The 13635-nt window shown below is 68.4% G+C and carries 16 protein-coding genes; 4 read left to right on the top strand and 12 right to left on the bottom strand.

The features are described 5' to 3' along the window. Nucleotides 1-83: 83 nt before the first annotated feature. Complete coding sequence (locus tag NA12_RS07635) at nucleotides 84-929, bottom strand: NAD(P)H-binding protein (protein ID WP_067447789.1); 846 nt, start codon at nucleotides 927-929, stop codon at nucleotides 84-86. A 94-nt stretch (nucleotides 930-1023) separates the two neighbouring features. Here NA12_RS07635 and NA12_RS07630 point away from each other — a divergent pair, with 94 nt between their 5' ends. Together NA12_RS07630 and NA12_RS07625 are read left to right on the top strand one after the other, a co-directional pair. Further along, entirely contained in the window at nucleotides 1024-1956 is a 933-nt protein-coding gene (locus NA12_RS07630; protein WP_067447787.1) for an AraC family transcriptional regulator, read from the top strand. Nucleotides 1957-1963: 7 nt separating this feature from the next. Next, nucleotides 1964-2386, top strand: coding sequence for an acyl-CoA thioesterase (locus NA12_RS07625; protein WP_067447785.1), 423 nt, complete (start codon nucleotides 1964-1966; stop codon nucleotides 2384-2386). A 9-nt stretch (nucleotides 2387-2395) separates the two neighbouring features. Here the strand turns inward: NA12_RS07625 and NA12_RS33565 are convergent, their stop codons facing one another. From NA12_RS33565 to pdhA, 6 genes are all read right to left on the bottom strand, one after another. After that, the gene (locus NA12_RS33565; protein ID WP_132370169.1) at nucleotides 2396-2809 is read right to left on the bottom strand and encodes a hypothetical protein; all 414 of its coding nucleotides are present in this window, start codon (nucleotides 2807-2809) and stop codon (nucleotides 2396-2398) included. Nucleotides 2810-2854: 45 nt separating this feature from the next. Further along, nucleotides 2855-4231, bottom strand: coding sequence for a uracil-xanthine permease family protein (locus NA12_RS07615; RefSeq protein ID WP_067447781.1), 1377 nt, complete (start codon nucleotides 4229-4231; stop codon nucleotides 2855-2857). Nucleotides 4232-4317: 86 nt separating this feature from the next. Beyond that, nucleotides 4318-5052 carry a DUF4064 domain-containing protein gene (locus NA12_RS33560; RefSeq protein ID WP_132370171.1) on the bottom strand — a complete coding sequence of 245 codons (735 nt, stop codon included), beginning with the start codon at nucleotides 5050-5052 and terminating at the stop codon, nucleotides 4318-4320. Nucleotides 5053-5160: 108 nt separating this feature from the next. Next, nucleotides 5161-6480: a dihydrolipoamide acetyltransferase family protein gene (locus NA12_RS07605; protein ID WP_067447777.1), complete on the bottom strand. Its 1320-nt coding sequence runs from the start codon at nucleotides 6478-6480 to the stop codon at nucleotides 5161-5163. 14 nt (nucleotides 6481-6494) lie between these two features. Next, nucleotides 6495-7469, bottom strand: a complete 975-nt coding sequence (locus NA12_RS07600) for an alpha-ketoacid dehydrogenase subunit beta (RefSeq protein ID WP_067447775.1) — start codon at nucleotides 7467-7469, stop codon at nucleotides 6495-6497. Then, nucleotides 7466-8548: a pyruvate dehydrogenase (acetyl-transferring) E1 component subunit alpha gene (gene pdhA / locus NA12_RS07595; RefSeq protein WP_067447773.1), complete on the bottom strand. Its 1083-nt coding sequence runs from the start codon at nucleotides 8546-8548 to the stop codon at nucleotides 7466-7468. Before pdhA ends, NA12_RS07600 begins: the two co-directional genes overlap by 4 nt. Before the next feature lie 171 nt (nucleotides 8549-8719). On the opposite strand from pdhA, the gene NA12_RS07590 reads away from it, so the two are divergent. Beyond that, on the top strand, nucleotides 8720-9211 hold the full coding sequence (locus tag NA12_RS07590) for an Lrp/AsnC family transcriptional regulator (protein WP_067447771.1): 492 nt from the start codon (nucleotides 8720-8722) through the stop codon (nucleotides 9209-9211). A 102-nt stretch (nucleotides 9212-9313) separates the two neighbouring features. Here NA12_RS07590 and NA12_RS07585 read toward each other — a convergent pair whose 3' ends face one another. After that, nucleotides 9314-10516, bottom strand: a complete 1203-nt coding sequence (locus NA12_RS07585) for a benzoate/H(+) symporter BenE family transporter (protein ID WP_067447769.1) — start codon at nucleotides 10514-10516, stop codon at nucleotides 9314-9316. Between the two features lie 357 nt (nucleotides 10517-10873). On the opposite strand from NA12_RS07585, the gene NA12_RS07580 reads away from it, so the two are divergent. After that, nucleotides 10874-11680, top strand: coding sequence for a sulfurtransferase (locus NA12_RS07580; RefSeq protein ID WP_243655065.1), 807 nt, complete (start codon nucleotides 10874-10876; stop codon nucleotides 11678-11680). Between the two features lie 6 nt (nucleotides 11681-11686). Here NA12_RS07580 and NA12_RS07575 read toward each other — a convergent pair whose 3' ends face one another. From NA12_RS07575 to NA12_RS07560, 4 genes are all read right to left on the bottom strand, one after another. Then, the gene (locus NA12_RS07575; protein ID WP_067447767.1) at nucleotides 11687-12094 is read right to left on the bottom strand and encodes a PIN domain-containing protein; all 408 of its coding nucleotides are present in this window, start codon (nucleotides 12092-12094) and stop codon (nucleotides 11687-11689) included. After that, entirely contained in the window at nucleotides 12091-12348 is a 258-nt protein-coding gene (locus NA12_RS07570; protein ID WP_067447765.1) for a CopG family transcriptional regulator, read from the bottom strand. The genes NA12_RS07575 and NA12_RS07570 overlap by 4 nt, the downstream gene beginning before the upstream one ends. 87 nt (nucleotides 12349-12435) lie before the next feature. Next, nucleotides 12436-13122 (bottom strand): HNH endonuclease family protein, encoded by a 687-nt coding sequence (locus NA12_RS07565; protein WP_067447764.1) that lies wholly within the window; start codon nucleotides 13120-13122, stop codon nucleotides 12436-12438. A gap of 93 nt (nucleotides 13123-13215) precedes the next feature. Beyond that, nucleotides 13216-13578, bottom strand: coding sequence for a hypothetical protein (locus tag NA12_RS07560; RefSeq protein WP_067447762.1), 363 nt, complete (start codon nucleotides 13576-13578; stop codon nucleotides 13216-13218). Nucleotides 13579-13635 lie beyond the last annotated feature (57 nt).

The raw sequence follows: 13635 nt of genomic DNA, 5'->3' as shown, positions 1-13635 counted from the left end.
GGCGCGGGACGCCCGGTAATTCAAGATCACCCCGCCCGGGTGGTTCGCTGCCTCGGCGCGAGCCCGGTGATCGAACTGCTCGACTACCGCTGCGGCGTCCAAGCGCCTGCGGCGGCGGTTTCCGTGGCGTAGTCGGTGAAATCGCGGGCCTCGCGGCCCAGGGCGCGCCGGACACCGTCGGCGGTGGGGGTGTTGCGGCCGTCGAGGATGGTGCCGAACAGGTAGTCGAGCAGGCTGACCACGTCATCGGGAACCTGGTATTCCCGAAGAGCCGCAGCGAATTCCGGCCGGGAGACGGCAATGAAGGCGATCTCGCGGCCGGTGGCCGCGGCGATCTCGGCCACCGCGTCGGCGAAGGTCAGCGCGCGCGGACCGGTGAGTTCGTAGAGCTGACCCGCGTGGCGCGAATCGGTGAGCGCGGCCGCCGCCACCTCGGCGATATCGTCGACGTGCACGAACGGTTCCGGCACATCGCCGTTGGGCAGCGCCACGGTACCGGCGAGCACGTCGTCGACGAAGGCGCCCTCGCTGAAGTTGTGCGCGAAGAAGGCACAGCGCACGATGGTCCAGCTCAGACCCGAATCCCGGACGATCTGCTCGCATTCCAGCGCTTCGGGTTCGCCGCGGCCCGACAGCAGTACCACCGAGCGCGCGCCCGCGGCCCGGGCGGCGGCGGTGAAGGCGCGGATGACGTCGGCGGCGCCGGGCACGGCGAGATCGGGCTGGAAGGCGAGATAGACCGAGTCGACGTCGGCGAGCGCGGGCCCCCAGGTCTTGCGGTCGGTCCAGTCGAAGGGGATCGCGGCGGTGCGCGAGCCGTGGCGGACCGGGCGGCCCGCGGCGTCCAGCAGGGCCGCCACGCGGCTTCCGGTCTTGCCGGTAGCGCCGGTGATGAGGGAAAGACGCTGGTGAGAAGTGGTGTTTGTCATGAGATAAGTACACCGCCGCGCGGCGGGCGGCGACATCGTCGTGCCGCTCACGAACATGCGTTGTCGTCTAGGCGTTGTCGTCTACTGTGGAGAGGTGGATGCGTTAGCCGGTCTGCTCGAAGGTCCACGCGCCCGCGGTGCGTTCCTCATGTGTTCGCTGCTGAACCCGCCGTGGTCGCTGCGCGTGCAGGACGAAGCCCCGCTCACGGTGCTCGCGATGATCCGCGGAAAGGCTTGGGTCAGTACCGATTCGCTGCCGCCGCGGCAACTCGGCGCGGGCGATGTCGCGATTTTCCGTGGGCCGCAGCCGTATACGGTGGCCGACGATCCGGCGACCGAACCACAGGTCGTCATCCGGCCGGGGCAGGTCACCACCACGCCCGAGGGTGAGATCCTGTGCGAGACACTGAGTCTGGGTGTTCGTCAGTGGGGTACCGATATCGACGGTGAGACGCTGATGGTCACCGGAACCTACGAATCGGCGGGCGCGGTGAGCCGACGGCTACTGCGTGCGCTGCCGCAGGTGGCGGTGCTGCCGCGCGGCGAGCTCGATACCCGTTTGCTCGACCTGCTCGTCGACGAGGCGACCAAGGACCTGCCCGCGCAAACGGCCGTCCTCGACCGGCTACTCGACCTGCTGCTCATCGCCGCCCTGCGCGCCTGGTTCGCCCGCGACGACGCCCCCGCCTGGTACCACGCCTACGGTGATCCACTGGTCGGCAAGGCCCTGCGTCTGCTCCAACACAATCCTGCCCACCCGTGGACGGTGGTCGCGCTGGCCGACGCGGTCGGCATGTCCCGTGCCGCGCTGGCCCGCCGGTTCAGCGAGCTGGTCGGGGAACCGCCGATGAGTTTTCTGACCGAATGGCGACTCTCGCTCGCGGCCGACCTGCTCGCCGAATCAGACGCGACCGTGGAGTCCATCGCCCACCAGGTCGGATATGGCAGCGCCTTCGCCCTGAGTACCGCCTTCAAACGACACTTCGGCGTGAGCCCGCGCGAGCACCGGCAGGCGAGCGCGGCATGATGGCCCGATGAGCTATCCCGTCCTGTGGCCGATGCCGACCCGGTGGGCCGACAACGACCAGTACGGTCACGTGAACAACGTGACCTACTACTCCTACTTCGATACCGCCGTGAACGCCTGGCTGATGCGCGCCACCGGCACCGACATCACCGCGCTGCCCGCGCTCGGCGTCGTCGCGCAGACCTCGTGCCGATTCCACGGGTCGGTCAGCTTTCCCGACCAGCTCCAGGTGGGTCTGCGGATCGCCCGCCTCGGCAACTCGAGCATCACCTACGATCTGGCGATCTTCCGTGCGGGCGAAACCGGACCCGAGCTCGCCGCGACCGGCGAATTCGTCCACGTCTATGTCGATGCCGAGACTCGCAAACCGGTGGCGATCCCCGAGGTCGTGCGGGCCGCGGCCGCGGAGCTCGTCACCGACCAGCACTGAGGACGGCGTTCAGGAGGCTATGACGCCGACCTCGGGCCAGTCGCTGCCGCGGCGGGCGCGCAGGATGATCTGGCCCGCGGGTGAGTCGGGTGGCCCGGGTAGGGCGGCGAAGGTCGTCTTGTCGATCACCAGGGACGAGTCGAGTTCATCTCGACTCGGCCCCCAGAGGTACTCGACCTCGGTGAGCTCGTCGCGAATCTTCTTGAAATACACCAGGTGCGCCATCGCCGGATCTCCGCGTAGACCTCCGCCGGTCAGCGGATCGTGACCGGCGACACCATCGTGGCAGGAATCGAGCGATCTCGCCGCTACCTCGCCGAAAAATTTCGGGCGGACTGTCGGATGTTCCTGCGCGCAACATGGTCTGAAACCATCGCATACCGGAAATCCACCGGTCGTCGTCCGAACCTTGTTGCGGTACATCCGCGGTACCTCGGGGGAGTGCCGCGCCCGCGTCCATCGGCTCGATCAGGTGGTGGCCACGGCGGGTTTCGGGGTGGTGGGCAGCGGAGTCGGTGGTGGGGTAGTGGTCGTGGAGCGGGCGAGGGTGCCCAGGCGGGTGTGGTTGAAGACCAGATTCAGCAGGAACGCGGTGGCCGCGCCGAGGGTGACGCCGCTGTCGAGCAGGATCTGCGCCGAGGTGGGGAACTTGTCGAACATGCCCTTGGTGAAGACCGGCAGCAGACCGATGCCGATGGCGGTGGCGGCGACGGTGGCGTTGACCCGGTCCGTCAGATCGGCTTTCAACAAGGTGGTGACGCCGACGACGGCGACCGTCGCGAACAGCACCAGCCCGACTCCGCCGACGACCGGCTCGGGAATCACCGCGACCACCTCGCCGATGCGGGGCACCAGACCCAGCACCACCAGGATCGCACCGCTCACCGCGGTCACGTAGCGGCTGAAGACTCTGGTAGTCGAGACCGCGCCGACGTTCTGATTGAAGATCGTGTCGACGAACGCGGTGAAGACGCCGCCGAGCACACCCGACAGGCCGTCGCCCACCAGACCGCGCGCGAGATCGCCTCTGCTGAGCGGTTTTCCGGTGATCTCGCTGATCGCCAGCATGCTCGCGGTCGACTCGGCGAACACCACGGCCATCACGATGCTCATCGCCACCACCGCGGTCACCGGGAACTGCGGCGACCCGAAGTGGAACGGCTGCGGAATGCCGATCCAGTCGGCGGTGCCGACCCCCGCGGTGGTGATCAGGCCCATCGGCAGCGCGATCACGATGCCCACGATCAGCGCGATCAGCACACCGAGTTGCGACCACACGCCCCGACCGAGGCAGACGAAGCCGACCGCGATCAGCACGACCACCGCCGCCAGCCCGATAGCGGACGGCGAGGCGAAACTCGCCGACTTCGGATCGGTCCCGATGATCAGGCCCCCGGCGACCCCGATCAGCGATACCCCGACCACGGTCAGCACGGTCCCGGTGACCAGCGGCGGAAAGAACCGCACCACCCGCGCGAACGGCCACGCCAGCGCCACCCCGACCACGCCGCCGATCAGCATCGACCCGTATACGGCGTCGAGCCCGTATTCCTCGGCGATCAGGATCATCGGATTGAGCCCGACGAAGGTGGCACCACACACGATCGGCAGCCGCGCACCGGCCAACTTGCCGACGCCGAGGCTCTGCACCAGTGTGATGATGCCGGCGACCAGCAGATCAGCGCTGATCAACAGCGCGATCGTCGCCCGGTCCAGCCCCGCCGCCGCGCCGAAGACCAGCGGCACCGTGATGCAGCCGGTGTACATGATCAGGACGTGCTGAATGCCGAAAGCCAGTTGCCGAGCGAACGGCAGCCGGGTGTCGACGGGATGGGCCTCACTCATGTATCAGGTTTGTAGTCCCCGTTCTTTACCGTGAGTGAGCGCCGTGTTTCGTCGGCGTTGCGGGTCGGATATATCACTCGCGGGGGTCAATACCGCTGGTAGTTACCCTGCGGGTAGCCCGGGCGCTGCCGAGCTGCCCGGATCCAGCGGCCGGTCGAGGGCGCGATGGCCAGGGCGAGCAGCACCAGCGAGAGCACGGGCTGGGCCAGGCCGTAGATCCGTCCTTCGAGATTCGCCGGGGAAACAAGGTCTGGCGCGAACGATCCGGCTCCGACGAGCGCGCTCAGCGCCCCGGCGACGATGGAGATCACCCGCCCCGCTGTGGTGCGCATGAACAGCAGAATCGCACCGACGAGAAGCAGCACGCTGACGACGGCGCAGACCACCATGTAGCCGATCGCAGTCGATTGGAAGGTCTCGCTCGTATTGCCGAAGGAGCCGTCGGAGTTCGCGACGAAATCGCCCGCGTCGAGATCGATCGCGGCCGGTGAGTTGTAGACGATCACCGCGCTGACGGCTGAGATCAGCGAAAGCAGCACGGCCACAACGGCTGCGATGATCCCCGTCGTTCCGGTGACCGGCCCGCCGGGCGCGCCGAAGCCGCCGTTCCCCGGTGAGCCGTGGTAGCCGGGGGGAGGCGTTGCGTATCCATGTCCACCGAAGCCATGCGCGGGGACACCGGGAGCGCCCTGGCCGGGAGCACCGAAGGCGGGTGCGCCGGGGTTCGGTGCCGCGTACCCGGGAGCGCCCTGTGGGTGGTAGCCCTGCTGACCCACCGGCGGATAGCCCTGACCTTGTTGCTGCCCATAGGGATACCCCATGACGCCCCCCTTTTTCCTCGGATACACCTGCCGATATTCGTGCGCGCGGTGCGCGGCCCGTTCGGACGCGCACCGGCCCGAACTATACGGCGGGGCCCCGACGCGTGCTCAGATGCGGCTGAGCAGCGTCAACGGATCCTCCAGGAAACCCGCCGTGGTGGCGAGGAAACGGGCACCGAGTTCGCCGTCTACCATGCGGTGGTCGAAGCTGAGGCCGAGGGTGGTGACCCAGCGGACGGCCAGCTCGTCACGGAAGACCCAGGGACGCTTACGGATCGAGCCCAGGCACAGGATCGCGGCCTCGCCCGGATTCACCAGCGGGACTCCGCTGTCGACACCGAAGACACCCACATTGGTGAGGGTGAAGGTGCCACCGCGCAGGTCGGTGGGAGTGGCGTTGCCCGAGCGGGCGGTGTCGGCCGCCCAGTTGATCTCGCGGCACAGCTCGCGCAGGCTCAGCGACTGCGCCTCCTTGAGATTGGGCACCATCAGGCCGCGATCGGAGGCTACCGCGATTCCCAGGTTCACATAGTGCTTGGTGACGATCTCCTGATTCTGTTCGTCCCACGCGGTATTGATCCCCGGGTACTGCGCGATCGCGGCCAGCGCGGCTTTGGCGACCAGCGCCAGCGGGGTGAGCGTGAGGCCCTCGAACGTCGAGGTGGTGCGCAGGTGGTCGAGCAGTTCCATCGAGGCCGTGCAGTCGACGGTGACGAAGGTGCTGGCCTGGGGGATCGTGCGCGAACTGGCCTGCATCGCGGCGGCGGTGCGTTTACGGATGCCCGCGATGGGGGTGCGTTCCTCGCGGGCGGTCGGCTCGATCAGACCGTCGCCGTCGGTGACATGGCCGTTCGACGGTGCGGGCACGACATCGCCGAGGCGGGCGGGGGTACGCGGCCCGGTCACCGGCACGGCCGCGCGCACATCGTCGACGGTGACCGCGCCCTCCGGGCCCGACCCCGCCACGAACCAGAGGTCGATGCCGAGTTCCTTGGCCAGTTTGCGTGCCGCCGGGGTCGCGGCGGCGCGATGGGTACTCGGTGTGCTCGCGGCCATGGACGGCGTGGCTTTCCTTCTCCGCGAAGTTGATTCGGCCTCGGGGCCATACCCGACCAGCACGTTCGTGCGTGGCTGCGCGGCCGGTGGCGCGGACACCTCCAGATCGTTGCGCACCTGGATCAGCGGCGCGCCGACCAGCACGGTGTCGCCCGGCTGGGCCAGCAGTTCGACCACGACCCCGGAGAACGGTGAAGGCAGCGCTACCACCGCCTTCGCGGTCTCCACCTCGGCGATGGTCTGGTTCAGTTCCACTGTGTCGCCGACCGCGACGGCCCAGGACACCAGGTCGCCGTCGGCCAGGCCCTCGCCCAGGTCGGGGAGGCGGAATTCGAGAACATGACCGTCGTCGTCGGCGGCTGGTTCCGGCACGGGGGCACCTTTCGTCACGCGGCTAGACAGCGGTCGACCGCCGCCAGGATACGGTCGGGGTCGGGCAGGTGGTGCTTCTCGAGCTTAGCCGGGGGGTAGGGGATGTCGTAGCCGCCGACGCGCAGCACCGGCGCCTCGAGCTGATAGAAGCAGCGTTCGGTGACGCGTGCGGCGATCTCGGCGCCGAGCCCGGCGAACACGGGCGCCTCGTGCACGATGACCAGCCTGCCGGTCTTGTCCACCGATTCCGCGATCGTGTCGACATCGATCGGCGAGAGACTGCGCAGGTCGATCACTTCGAGCGAATGCCCTTCCTCGGCAGCGATCTTCGCCGCGGTCAACGCGGTGGCGACGGTACCGCCATAGGCGACGACAGTCACGTCGGCGCCACGGGTGCAGACCCGCGCCCTGTGCAGGGGCAGATCCGGTTCGCCTTCGAAATCTACGTCGGCCTTGTCCCAATAGCGACGTTTCGGTTCGAAGAAGATCACCGGGTCGTCCAGCGAGATCGCCTGGCGAATCATCGAATACGCATCGGCGGGGGTACTCGGCGAGACCACACGAAGGCCCGCGGTGTGCGCGAAGTACACCTCGGGTGATTCCGAGTGGTGCTCGACCGCGCCGATGCCGCCGCCGAACGGAATGCGGATCGTCAACGGCGCCTTCACTTTTCCGTCGGTCCGGTTGTGGATCTTGGCCACCTGGGAAACGATCTGATCGAAGGCCGGATAGACGAAACCGTCGAACTGGATCTCCACCACGGGACGGTAACCGCGCAACGCCATCCCGAAAGCCGTTCCGACGATGCCGGATTCGGCCAATGGCGTGTCGATGACGCGATTGCCGCCGAAGTCCTTCTGCAACGTGTCGGTCACCCGGAACACGCCGCCGAGCTGGCCGATGTCCTCGCCGAGCAAGACGACCTTGGCGTCGTCTTCCATCGCGGTGCGCAGGCCGGCGTTGAGGGCGGCGGCGAAGGTGGTGATCATGACTGCGCTCCTTCGGCGAGGTAGGCCGAGAGCTGTCGGCGCTCTTCGGTCATCAGTGGGTGCTCGGTCGCGTAGACGTTGTCGAACATGCGCAGGGGATCGGGGTCGGGCATCTCGATCGTCGCGGTGCGCAGGCGGCGGGCGGCCTCGTCGGCCTCGGCGGTGACCTGTCCGGTGAACTCGCCGGAGAGCTCGCCTTCGCGTTCGAGGAGCAGACGAACGCGGTCGATGGGGTCGCGCTGTGCCCAGTACTCGGTGTCGGCGGCGGTGCGGTAGCGGGTCGGGTCGTCGGCGGTGGTGTGCGGGCCCATCCGGTAGGTCATCGCCTCGATGAAGGTGGGGCCGCCACCGGTGCGGGCGCGTTCCACGGCCTGGCGGGTGACGGCGAGGACGGCGAGCACATCGTTGCCGTCGACCTGCACGCCCGGGATCCCGTAGCCGTCGGCACGGCGCACCAGCGCGATGTTGCTCTGCACGGCCACCGGTTCGCTGATCGCCCACTGATTGTTCTGGCAGAAGAACACGACCGGCGCGCTCCACGTCGCGGCGAACCCGAGTGCCTCGGCGAGATCGCCCTGGCTCGTCGCGCCGTCGCCGAAATAGGCGATGGTGGCGATATCGGCGCCGTCGAGGTGGGCGGCGAAGGCGTAACCGGTCGCGTGCAGCCCCTGGGATCCGACGACGATATTGGCATTGGTCATCTTGACCTCATCGGGGTCCCAGCAGTGGTGGGAGACGCCGCGCCACAGTGCGGTGAGCTGCTCGGGCGCGACACCGCGGCAATAGGCGACGGCGGTCTCGCGGTAGGAGCAGAACACGTAGTCGTCGGGGTGCAGCGCGTGCGCCGAGCCGACCTGTGCGGCCTCCTGGCCGAGCAGCGGCGGCCACAAGCCGAGCTGGCCCTGGCGTTGCAACGCGGTCGCCTCGATGTCGATCCGGCGGGTGATCACCATGTCTCGATACAGCTGCCGCAAACGCTGGGCATCGATGTCGGCGACCAGCGCGCCGTGCTCTCGGTCGAACACCCGGCGGCCGTCGGGCTGAATCAGCTGGACCGGGTAGGTCTGCTTCTGCGACATCGTGATCGCCTCCTCGCTACCGGGCCTTGTGGGCCGATGCAGGTACGTGACTCCGCTGAGTGCGATGTGTATCACTCAGCATCCACGATAATGCGGTATGCGCAAGTGTTACGCGCGAGAATGAGCAGAATGCATGGTACGCGGGGGTAACTTGCTGTCATACTGCGTTGTATGACCAGTCGCGAACCCGACGTGACACTCGACGCCACCGACGCGCGGCTCCTGCGCGAGTTGATCGCGAATCCCCGTGCCACCGGGGTGGAACTCGCGGCGCGCCTCGGCCTGTCGCGCAATACGGTGCAGGCGCGGCTGGCCCGGTGGGACAGCGGCGGGGTGCTCGGCAGCTTCGAACGCAGAGTGGAACCTCGCGCCCTCGGCTACCCGCTGGCAGCATTCGTCGCGGTGGTGGTCGACCAGCACCGACTCGACGGTGTGGTGGACGAGCTGGCCGATGTCCCCGAGGTCACCGAGGTCTGCGGCATGACCGGCGCTACCGATCTCACCGTCCGGATCGTCGCCCGCGACGCCGACGACCTCTACCGCATCGCGGGCGCGATCCTGAAGATCCCCGGCGTGGAGCGCACCAACATGGCCCTGGTCATGCGCGAACTGGTCGGCCCACGCACCGGCCCGCTCCTCGACCGACTCGCCGGTCCGAGCTGACGTCGCGACGACGAGGGTCTGTCCGTCGTTCCGGGGATGTCGATCGCGACCACCGATCCGCGCGTCGCTGACCTCGTGTCCGTTTCGGCGAACGCAGCTCGGTCAGGTGCCGCTGGGGAGGAATCGGCGGACGATCAGGCCCGCTACGAGAGCCCAGAAGGCGCCGCCGATGCCGAACGCAGTGGTGCCGGAGGCGGCGACCAGGAAGGTGACCAGGGCTGCGATGCGGTGGGCGGGATCGCTCAGGGCCCCGGTCAGGGCGGCGGCGAGGGTGGCGAGCAGGGCCAGCCCCGCGACGGTTTCGATGGTGCCCGCGGGAGCGGCGGCGATGAGTGTGACCAGGGCGGCGGAGGCGAGCCCGAGGACGAGATAGGTGGCGCCCGCCGTGGCCGCGGCGATCCATCGGCGTTTGGGCTCCGGACCGGCCGCCGGGCCTGCCGCGAGGGCGGCGCTGATGGCGGCCAGGTTGATCGCGTGGCCCCCTGCAGCCGCACCGAGGACGGTGCCGATGCCGGTGACGAGCATGGCGGGGCGCCACGGGACGTCGAAGTCGAACGAACGCATCACCGTGACGCCCGGAATGTTCTGGGAGGCCATCGTCACGATGTAGAGCGGAACGGCGATGCCGATGATGGCTTGCCAATGCCACTGCGGCGCAGTCCATTCCACGGTCGGTACCATCTCGGCCAGCACGAGATTCTTGTCGTTGACCACGATGTCGATGCCGGTACCGACGGCCGCGGTCGCGAATGCCACGAGCACGGCCCACTTCGGCGCGAACCGCTGCAACACGAGCCAGACGAGCACGACCGGTACTACGACGGCCGGGGACGTGCGCAGCGCCTGTACCGGGGCCAGACACAGGGGCAGCAGCACACCGGCCAGCATTGCCTGCGCGATCGGCACGGGAATCGCCGCGACCAGCGAGCCGAGCCGCTGCCACAGTCCGGTGATCACGAACAACACGCCGGTCAACGCGAAGGCGGCGACCGCACCGGGCCATCCGCCGACGACCAGTCCGGTGCTGGCCAGCAGCGCCGCGCCGGGTGTCGACCAGGCCAGGGTGATCGGGATCCGGTACCGGAAACTCAGCAGCAGGATGCCGACGCCCTGCGTGAAGCACAGCACCAGTAGCCCCGACGCGGCCTGCGCCGGGCTCGCCCCCACCGCGCGCAGGCCACCCAGTACCACCGCGAACGAGCTCGTGAAGCCGACCAGTGCGGTGATAACGCCCGCGCCGAGCGGCTGCGCGATGCCCGCCGGTGTATCGGCGACTTCGGGGGTAGTGGCGGAGACCTGCGACATTGTGTCGATCCTGCCCGACGAAGTGGGGGCCGTCGCCTGCCAGTGTCGGGAAAGTGGCCTGATTCGCGTGGGCGTGGGCCGGTCCAGTTGAGCGAACGGCGGCGATCGGCTCCGCGTCTCGACCGGGTGGGCTGCCGTGCGCCTGCGTTGCGTGCTGTCGTCGGTCTGCGCGGGTTCGCGCGCGGTCAGTCGACCAATGCGTCATGCCTGCATCGGGTGCTCGACGATCTGGGGTGTGCGTTCGGCATGGGGTTGGGTCATACGCCGATAGGTGCCGCGAAGTCGGTTCGATGCGTAGGGTATCGGGAGCGGTTTCGCAGGCGGGGGCTTGGCAGAGGAGTGGAATTGGGCGCGGTGTTGATTTCCTCGGACGTGCTTCGGGAAGAGTTGGCGGACAGGGCGATTCATCTGCTCGACGTGCGGTGGGCGTTGGGCGACCCCAACGGCCCGCAGCACTACCTCGACGGGCATATTCCGGGCGCGGTGTTCGTCGATCTGGAATCCGAACTGGCCGCCGCGCCCGCGCCCCTGCGCGGCAGGCATCCGCTACCCGATCCCGGTACCTTCGAGAAGTGCGCGCGCAGTTGGGGATTGAGCGCGGGCGATCCCGTGGTGGTCTATGACGCGACCGGCGCGATGGCCGCCGCACGGGCGTGGTGGCTGCTGCGCTGGGCCGGCGTGGACAACGTGCGCATCCTCGACGGTGGGCTGCCCGCGTGGATCGCGGCCGGAGGCGACATCGCGACCGGCGCCGAACCGGATCCGGTCGGCGGTGACCTGGTGGTTCGACCCGGCGGACTGCCGGTGATCGACGCCGACGCCGCCGCGAAATGGTCGGGTGTGCTGCTCGATGCGCGCGCGGGCGAACGGTACCGCGGCGAGGTCGAACCGATCGACCCGCGTCCCGGCCACATCCCCGGCGCCGTCAGCGCCCCGACCGCCGAAAACCTGGATGGCACAGGGCATTTCCGCAACGCCGAAGAGCTGCGCGCCCGCTTCGCCGGCTTCGGCGAAGGCCCCGTCGCGGTGTACTGCGGATCCGGCGTCACCGCCGCCCACCAGATCGCCGCCCTCACCATCGCGGGCATCGACGCCGCCCTCTACCCGGGCTCGTATTCGCAGTGGTCGAACGACCCGAAGCGGGCCGTGGCCACCGGCGAGTGAGAGAGGCTAGATCTTCACGACCGCGATCCGCGACCCACACAGCGCCGCGATGTCCTCGGGATCGGAGGTGAGCACCGTGGTGGGCCCGGGCGCGGCGCGGGCGGTCGCGCTGAGCATCGCGTCGATAGCGTATTTGTGGCCGTGGCGTGCTGCCTCGCCCAGCAATGCTGACGCGTTCCGGGCGATCTGCTCGGTGATCGGTTCGATAACCAATCGGGACAGGATCCAGTCCAGGGCCGCGCGATTGATCCGCGGATGAACAACTTCCACGAGCGTCGCCGCGGACGTGATGACTCGCATGTCATCGGCTTTGGCGAGGGCGAGCCATCCGGTGATCGTCCGATCTCGCAGCACCGCCTTGGCCAGCCCTTCGCAGTCCAGTACCAGCGTGCCTCCGGGTCCGGCAGCGCTCATGCCGCGCTGACTCCGCCCTGCGCGGCGCGAATCCGATGGAGTTGTTCTCGCAGCGCCTGGACCTCTTCGTCGGTCACGGGGCCGTGTTCGGCCTCGGCGACCGCGATGATCTCATCGAGGTTGTCCCGCTCGATCTGACGGGCAACCGCCGCGGCTACATAAGAAGACAGTCCGGACGGCCCGCTGCGAGCGCGGGCGGCCTCGGCGATATCGCGGGGCATCGTGATCGAATACTTGCCAGTATTCTCGCTCATGCTATGTATCCTACCTGAAATGCTACCGCGACCCGGAGTGCTCGGTAAACAGCGAGGGCAGTCGAAACTGCGCTGGATCGACTGGACTCACGGGCATCGCCGGGCGATGTCGTGGAGGGTCGCGTTGTCGGCGGCGGTGACGGGGAGGTCGTAGTCGACTGCCACGGTGAGGTACTTGGCGGCGTAGAAGCAGTGGTTGGGGCGTGCGGGTGGGAGCCAGTCGGCGGGGGTGTCGTCGCCCTTGGATTGGTTGGCGGCGGCGCCGGTCGCGAGGAGGTTCACCGCGAGGTCGTTGGCGAAGCGGCGGCGCTTGTCGGGGGTCCAGGTCGCGGCGCCCATGTCCCAGGCGGCGGCCAGTGGGTAGACGTGGTCGATCTGGATCCGGCCCGCGTCGGATTTGGTGAAACGGATATCGGTGGCGGTGTAGGGGTCGGTGAGGATTCCTTCCACCACCACGCAGCGGCCGCGATGCACCACCTCGCGCAGCTGCGTCGCCAGCACGTTGTTGCGGGTGTCGCAGCCGTCGTGACCGCCGGGTGCGTCGGAATCGTCGGTCCAGGCCGGGCCGAAAACGCAGGCTCGGCCCGCCTTGCACCCGCGTTCGTAGCCGCCGGGCCGAGGGCGCGCGGCGATCACGCGCACCGTGTCGAGCAAGGCGGTGAGCTGGGCGCGCGTCGGGCTACCGGGTGCGGGGGTGACCGGCTCATCCGGTCCGATCACCGTGCACCCGGCAACCGTGAGCACTATGACGAGCAACCACGCCGGTTTCCCCATACCCGCATGTTGTAGCCGGTGGTACCGACAACAACCGCGCTTCGGTCGATGGGCACCGGGGTGGGGGCGGGCAGTGTCAGTCGACGGTGCGGCCTACAACCACGCCCGGGCCAGCAGGTCGTCCGCCGCCTGCTCGGCCGGGTTGGGCGGGAATCGGGTGGCCGCTATCGAGGAGACGTGGGCACCGTCGTGGCCGACCAGCCACGAACCCCCACGGTCTTCGCATTCGGCGATCTTGGCGAAGACGGTGAGCAGGAAGGTGATGGATTCGCTCGGGTCGACGGTGTTGGCCAGGCGCTGGGATTCGCCGGGCCGCGAAAGATCCAGCCAGACGCCTGCCTGACCGTCCAGCCGCATACCGAGGATCTTCGTGGTGTCGATGAAGGTGAATTTGCGCCGTTCCCACGGGGTGTTGGGGGTGTAGCTCTGCTCTAGAACCTGGAGCAGAATCGTCATCGCTGCCCTCCGCACGAATTACAAGGGGTCATCGGTCGAACCGGATCCGTCCGGTCC

Source organism: Nocardia alba NBRC 108234, assembly GCF_001612665.1.
GTDB classification, from domain to species: domain Bacteria; phylum Actinomycetota; class Actinomycetes; order Mycobacteriales; family Mycobacteriaceae; genus Nocardia; species Nocardia alba.
This window is presented reverse-complemented; position numbering and strand designations above follow the sequence as displayed.

Coding starts and splice junctions, on each gene's coding strand:
- NA12_RS07635 (WP_067447789.1), bottom strand. CDS start 929: ATGACAAACACCACTTCTCACCAGCGTCTTTCCCTCATCACCGGCGCT.
- NA12_RS07625 (WP_067447785.1), top strand. CDS start 1,964: ATGAGCTATCCCGTCCTGTGGCCGATGCCGACCCGGTGGGCCGACAAC.
- NA12_RS33565 (WP_132370169.1), bottom strand. CDS start 2,809: ATGTACCGCAACAAGGTTCGGACGACGACCGGTGGATTTCCGGTATGC.
- NA12_RS07615 (WP_067447781.1), bottom strand. CDS start 4,231: ATGAGTGAGGCCCATCCCGTCGACACCCGGCTGCCGTTCGCTCGGCAA.
- NA12_RS33560 (WP_132370171.1), bottom strand. CDS start 5,052: ATGGGGTATCCCTATGGGCAGCAACAAGGTCAGGGCTATCCGCCGGTG.
- NA12_RS07600 (WP_067447775.1), bottom strand. CDS start 7,469: ATGATCACCACCTTCGCCGCCGCCCTCAACGCCGGCCTGCGCACCGCG.
- pdhA (WP_067447773.1), bottom strand. CDS start 8,548: ATGTCGCAGAAGCAGACCTACCCGGTCCAGCTGATTCAGCCCGACGGC.
- NA12_RS07590 (WP_067447771.1), top strand. CDS start 8,720: ATGACCAGTCGCGAACCCGACGTGACACTCGACGCCACCGACGCGCGG.
- NA12_RS07585 (WP_067447769.1), bottom strand. CDS start 10,516: ATGTCGCAGGTCTCCGCCACTACCCCCGAAGTCGCCGATACACCGGCG.
- NA12_RS07575 (WP_067447767.1), bottom strand. CDS start 12,094: ATGAGCGCTGCCGGACCCGGAGGCACGCTGGTACTGGACTGCGAAGGG.
- NA12_RS07570 (WP_067447765.1), bottom strand. CDS start 12,348: ATGAGCGAGAATACTGGCAAGTATTCGATCACGATGCCCCGCGATATC.
- NA12_RS07565 (WP_067447764.1), bottom strand. CDS start 13,122: ATGGGGAAACCGGCGTGGTTGCTCGTCATAGTGCTCACGGTTGCCGGG.
- NA12_RS07560 (WP_067447762.1), bottom strand. CDS start 13,578: ATGACGATTCTGCTCCAGGTTCTAGAGCAGAGCTACACCCCCAACACC.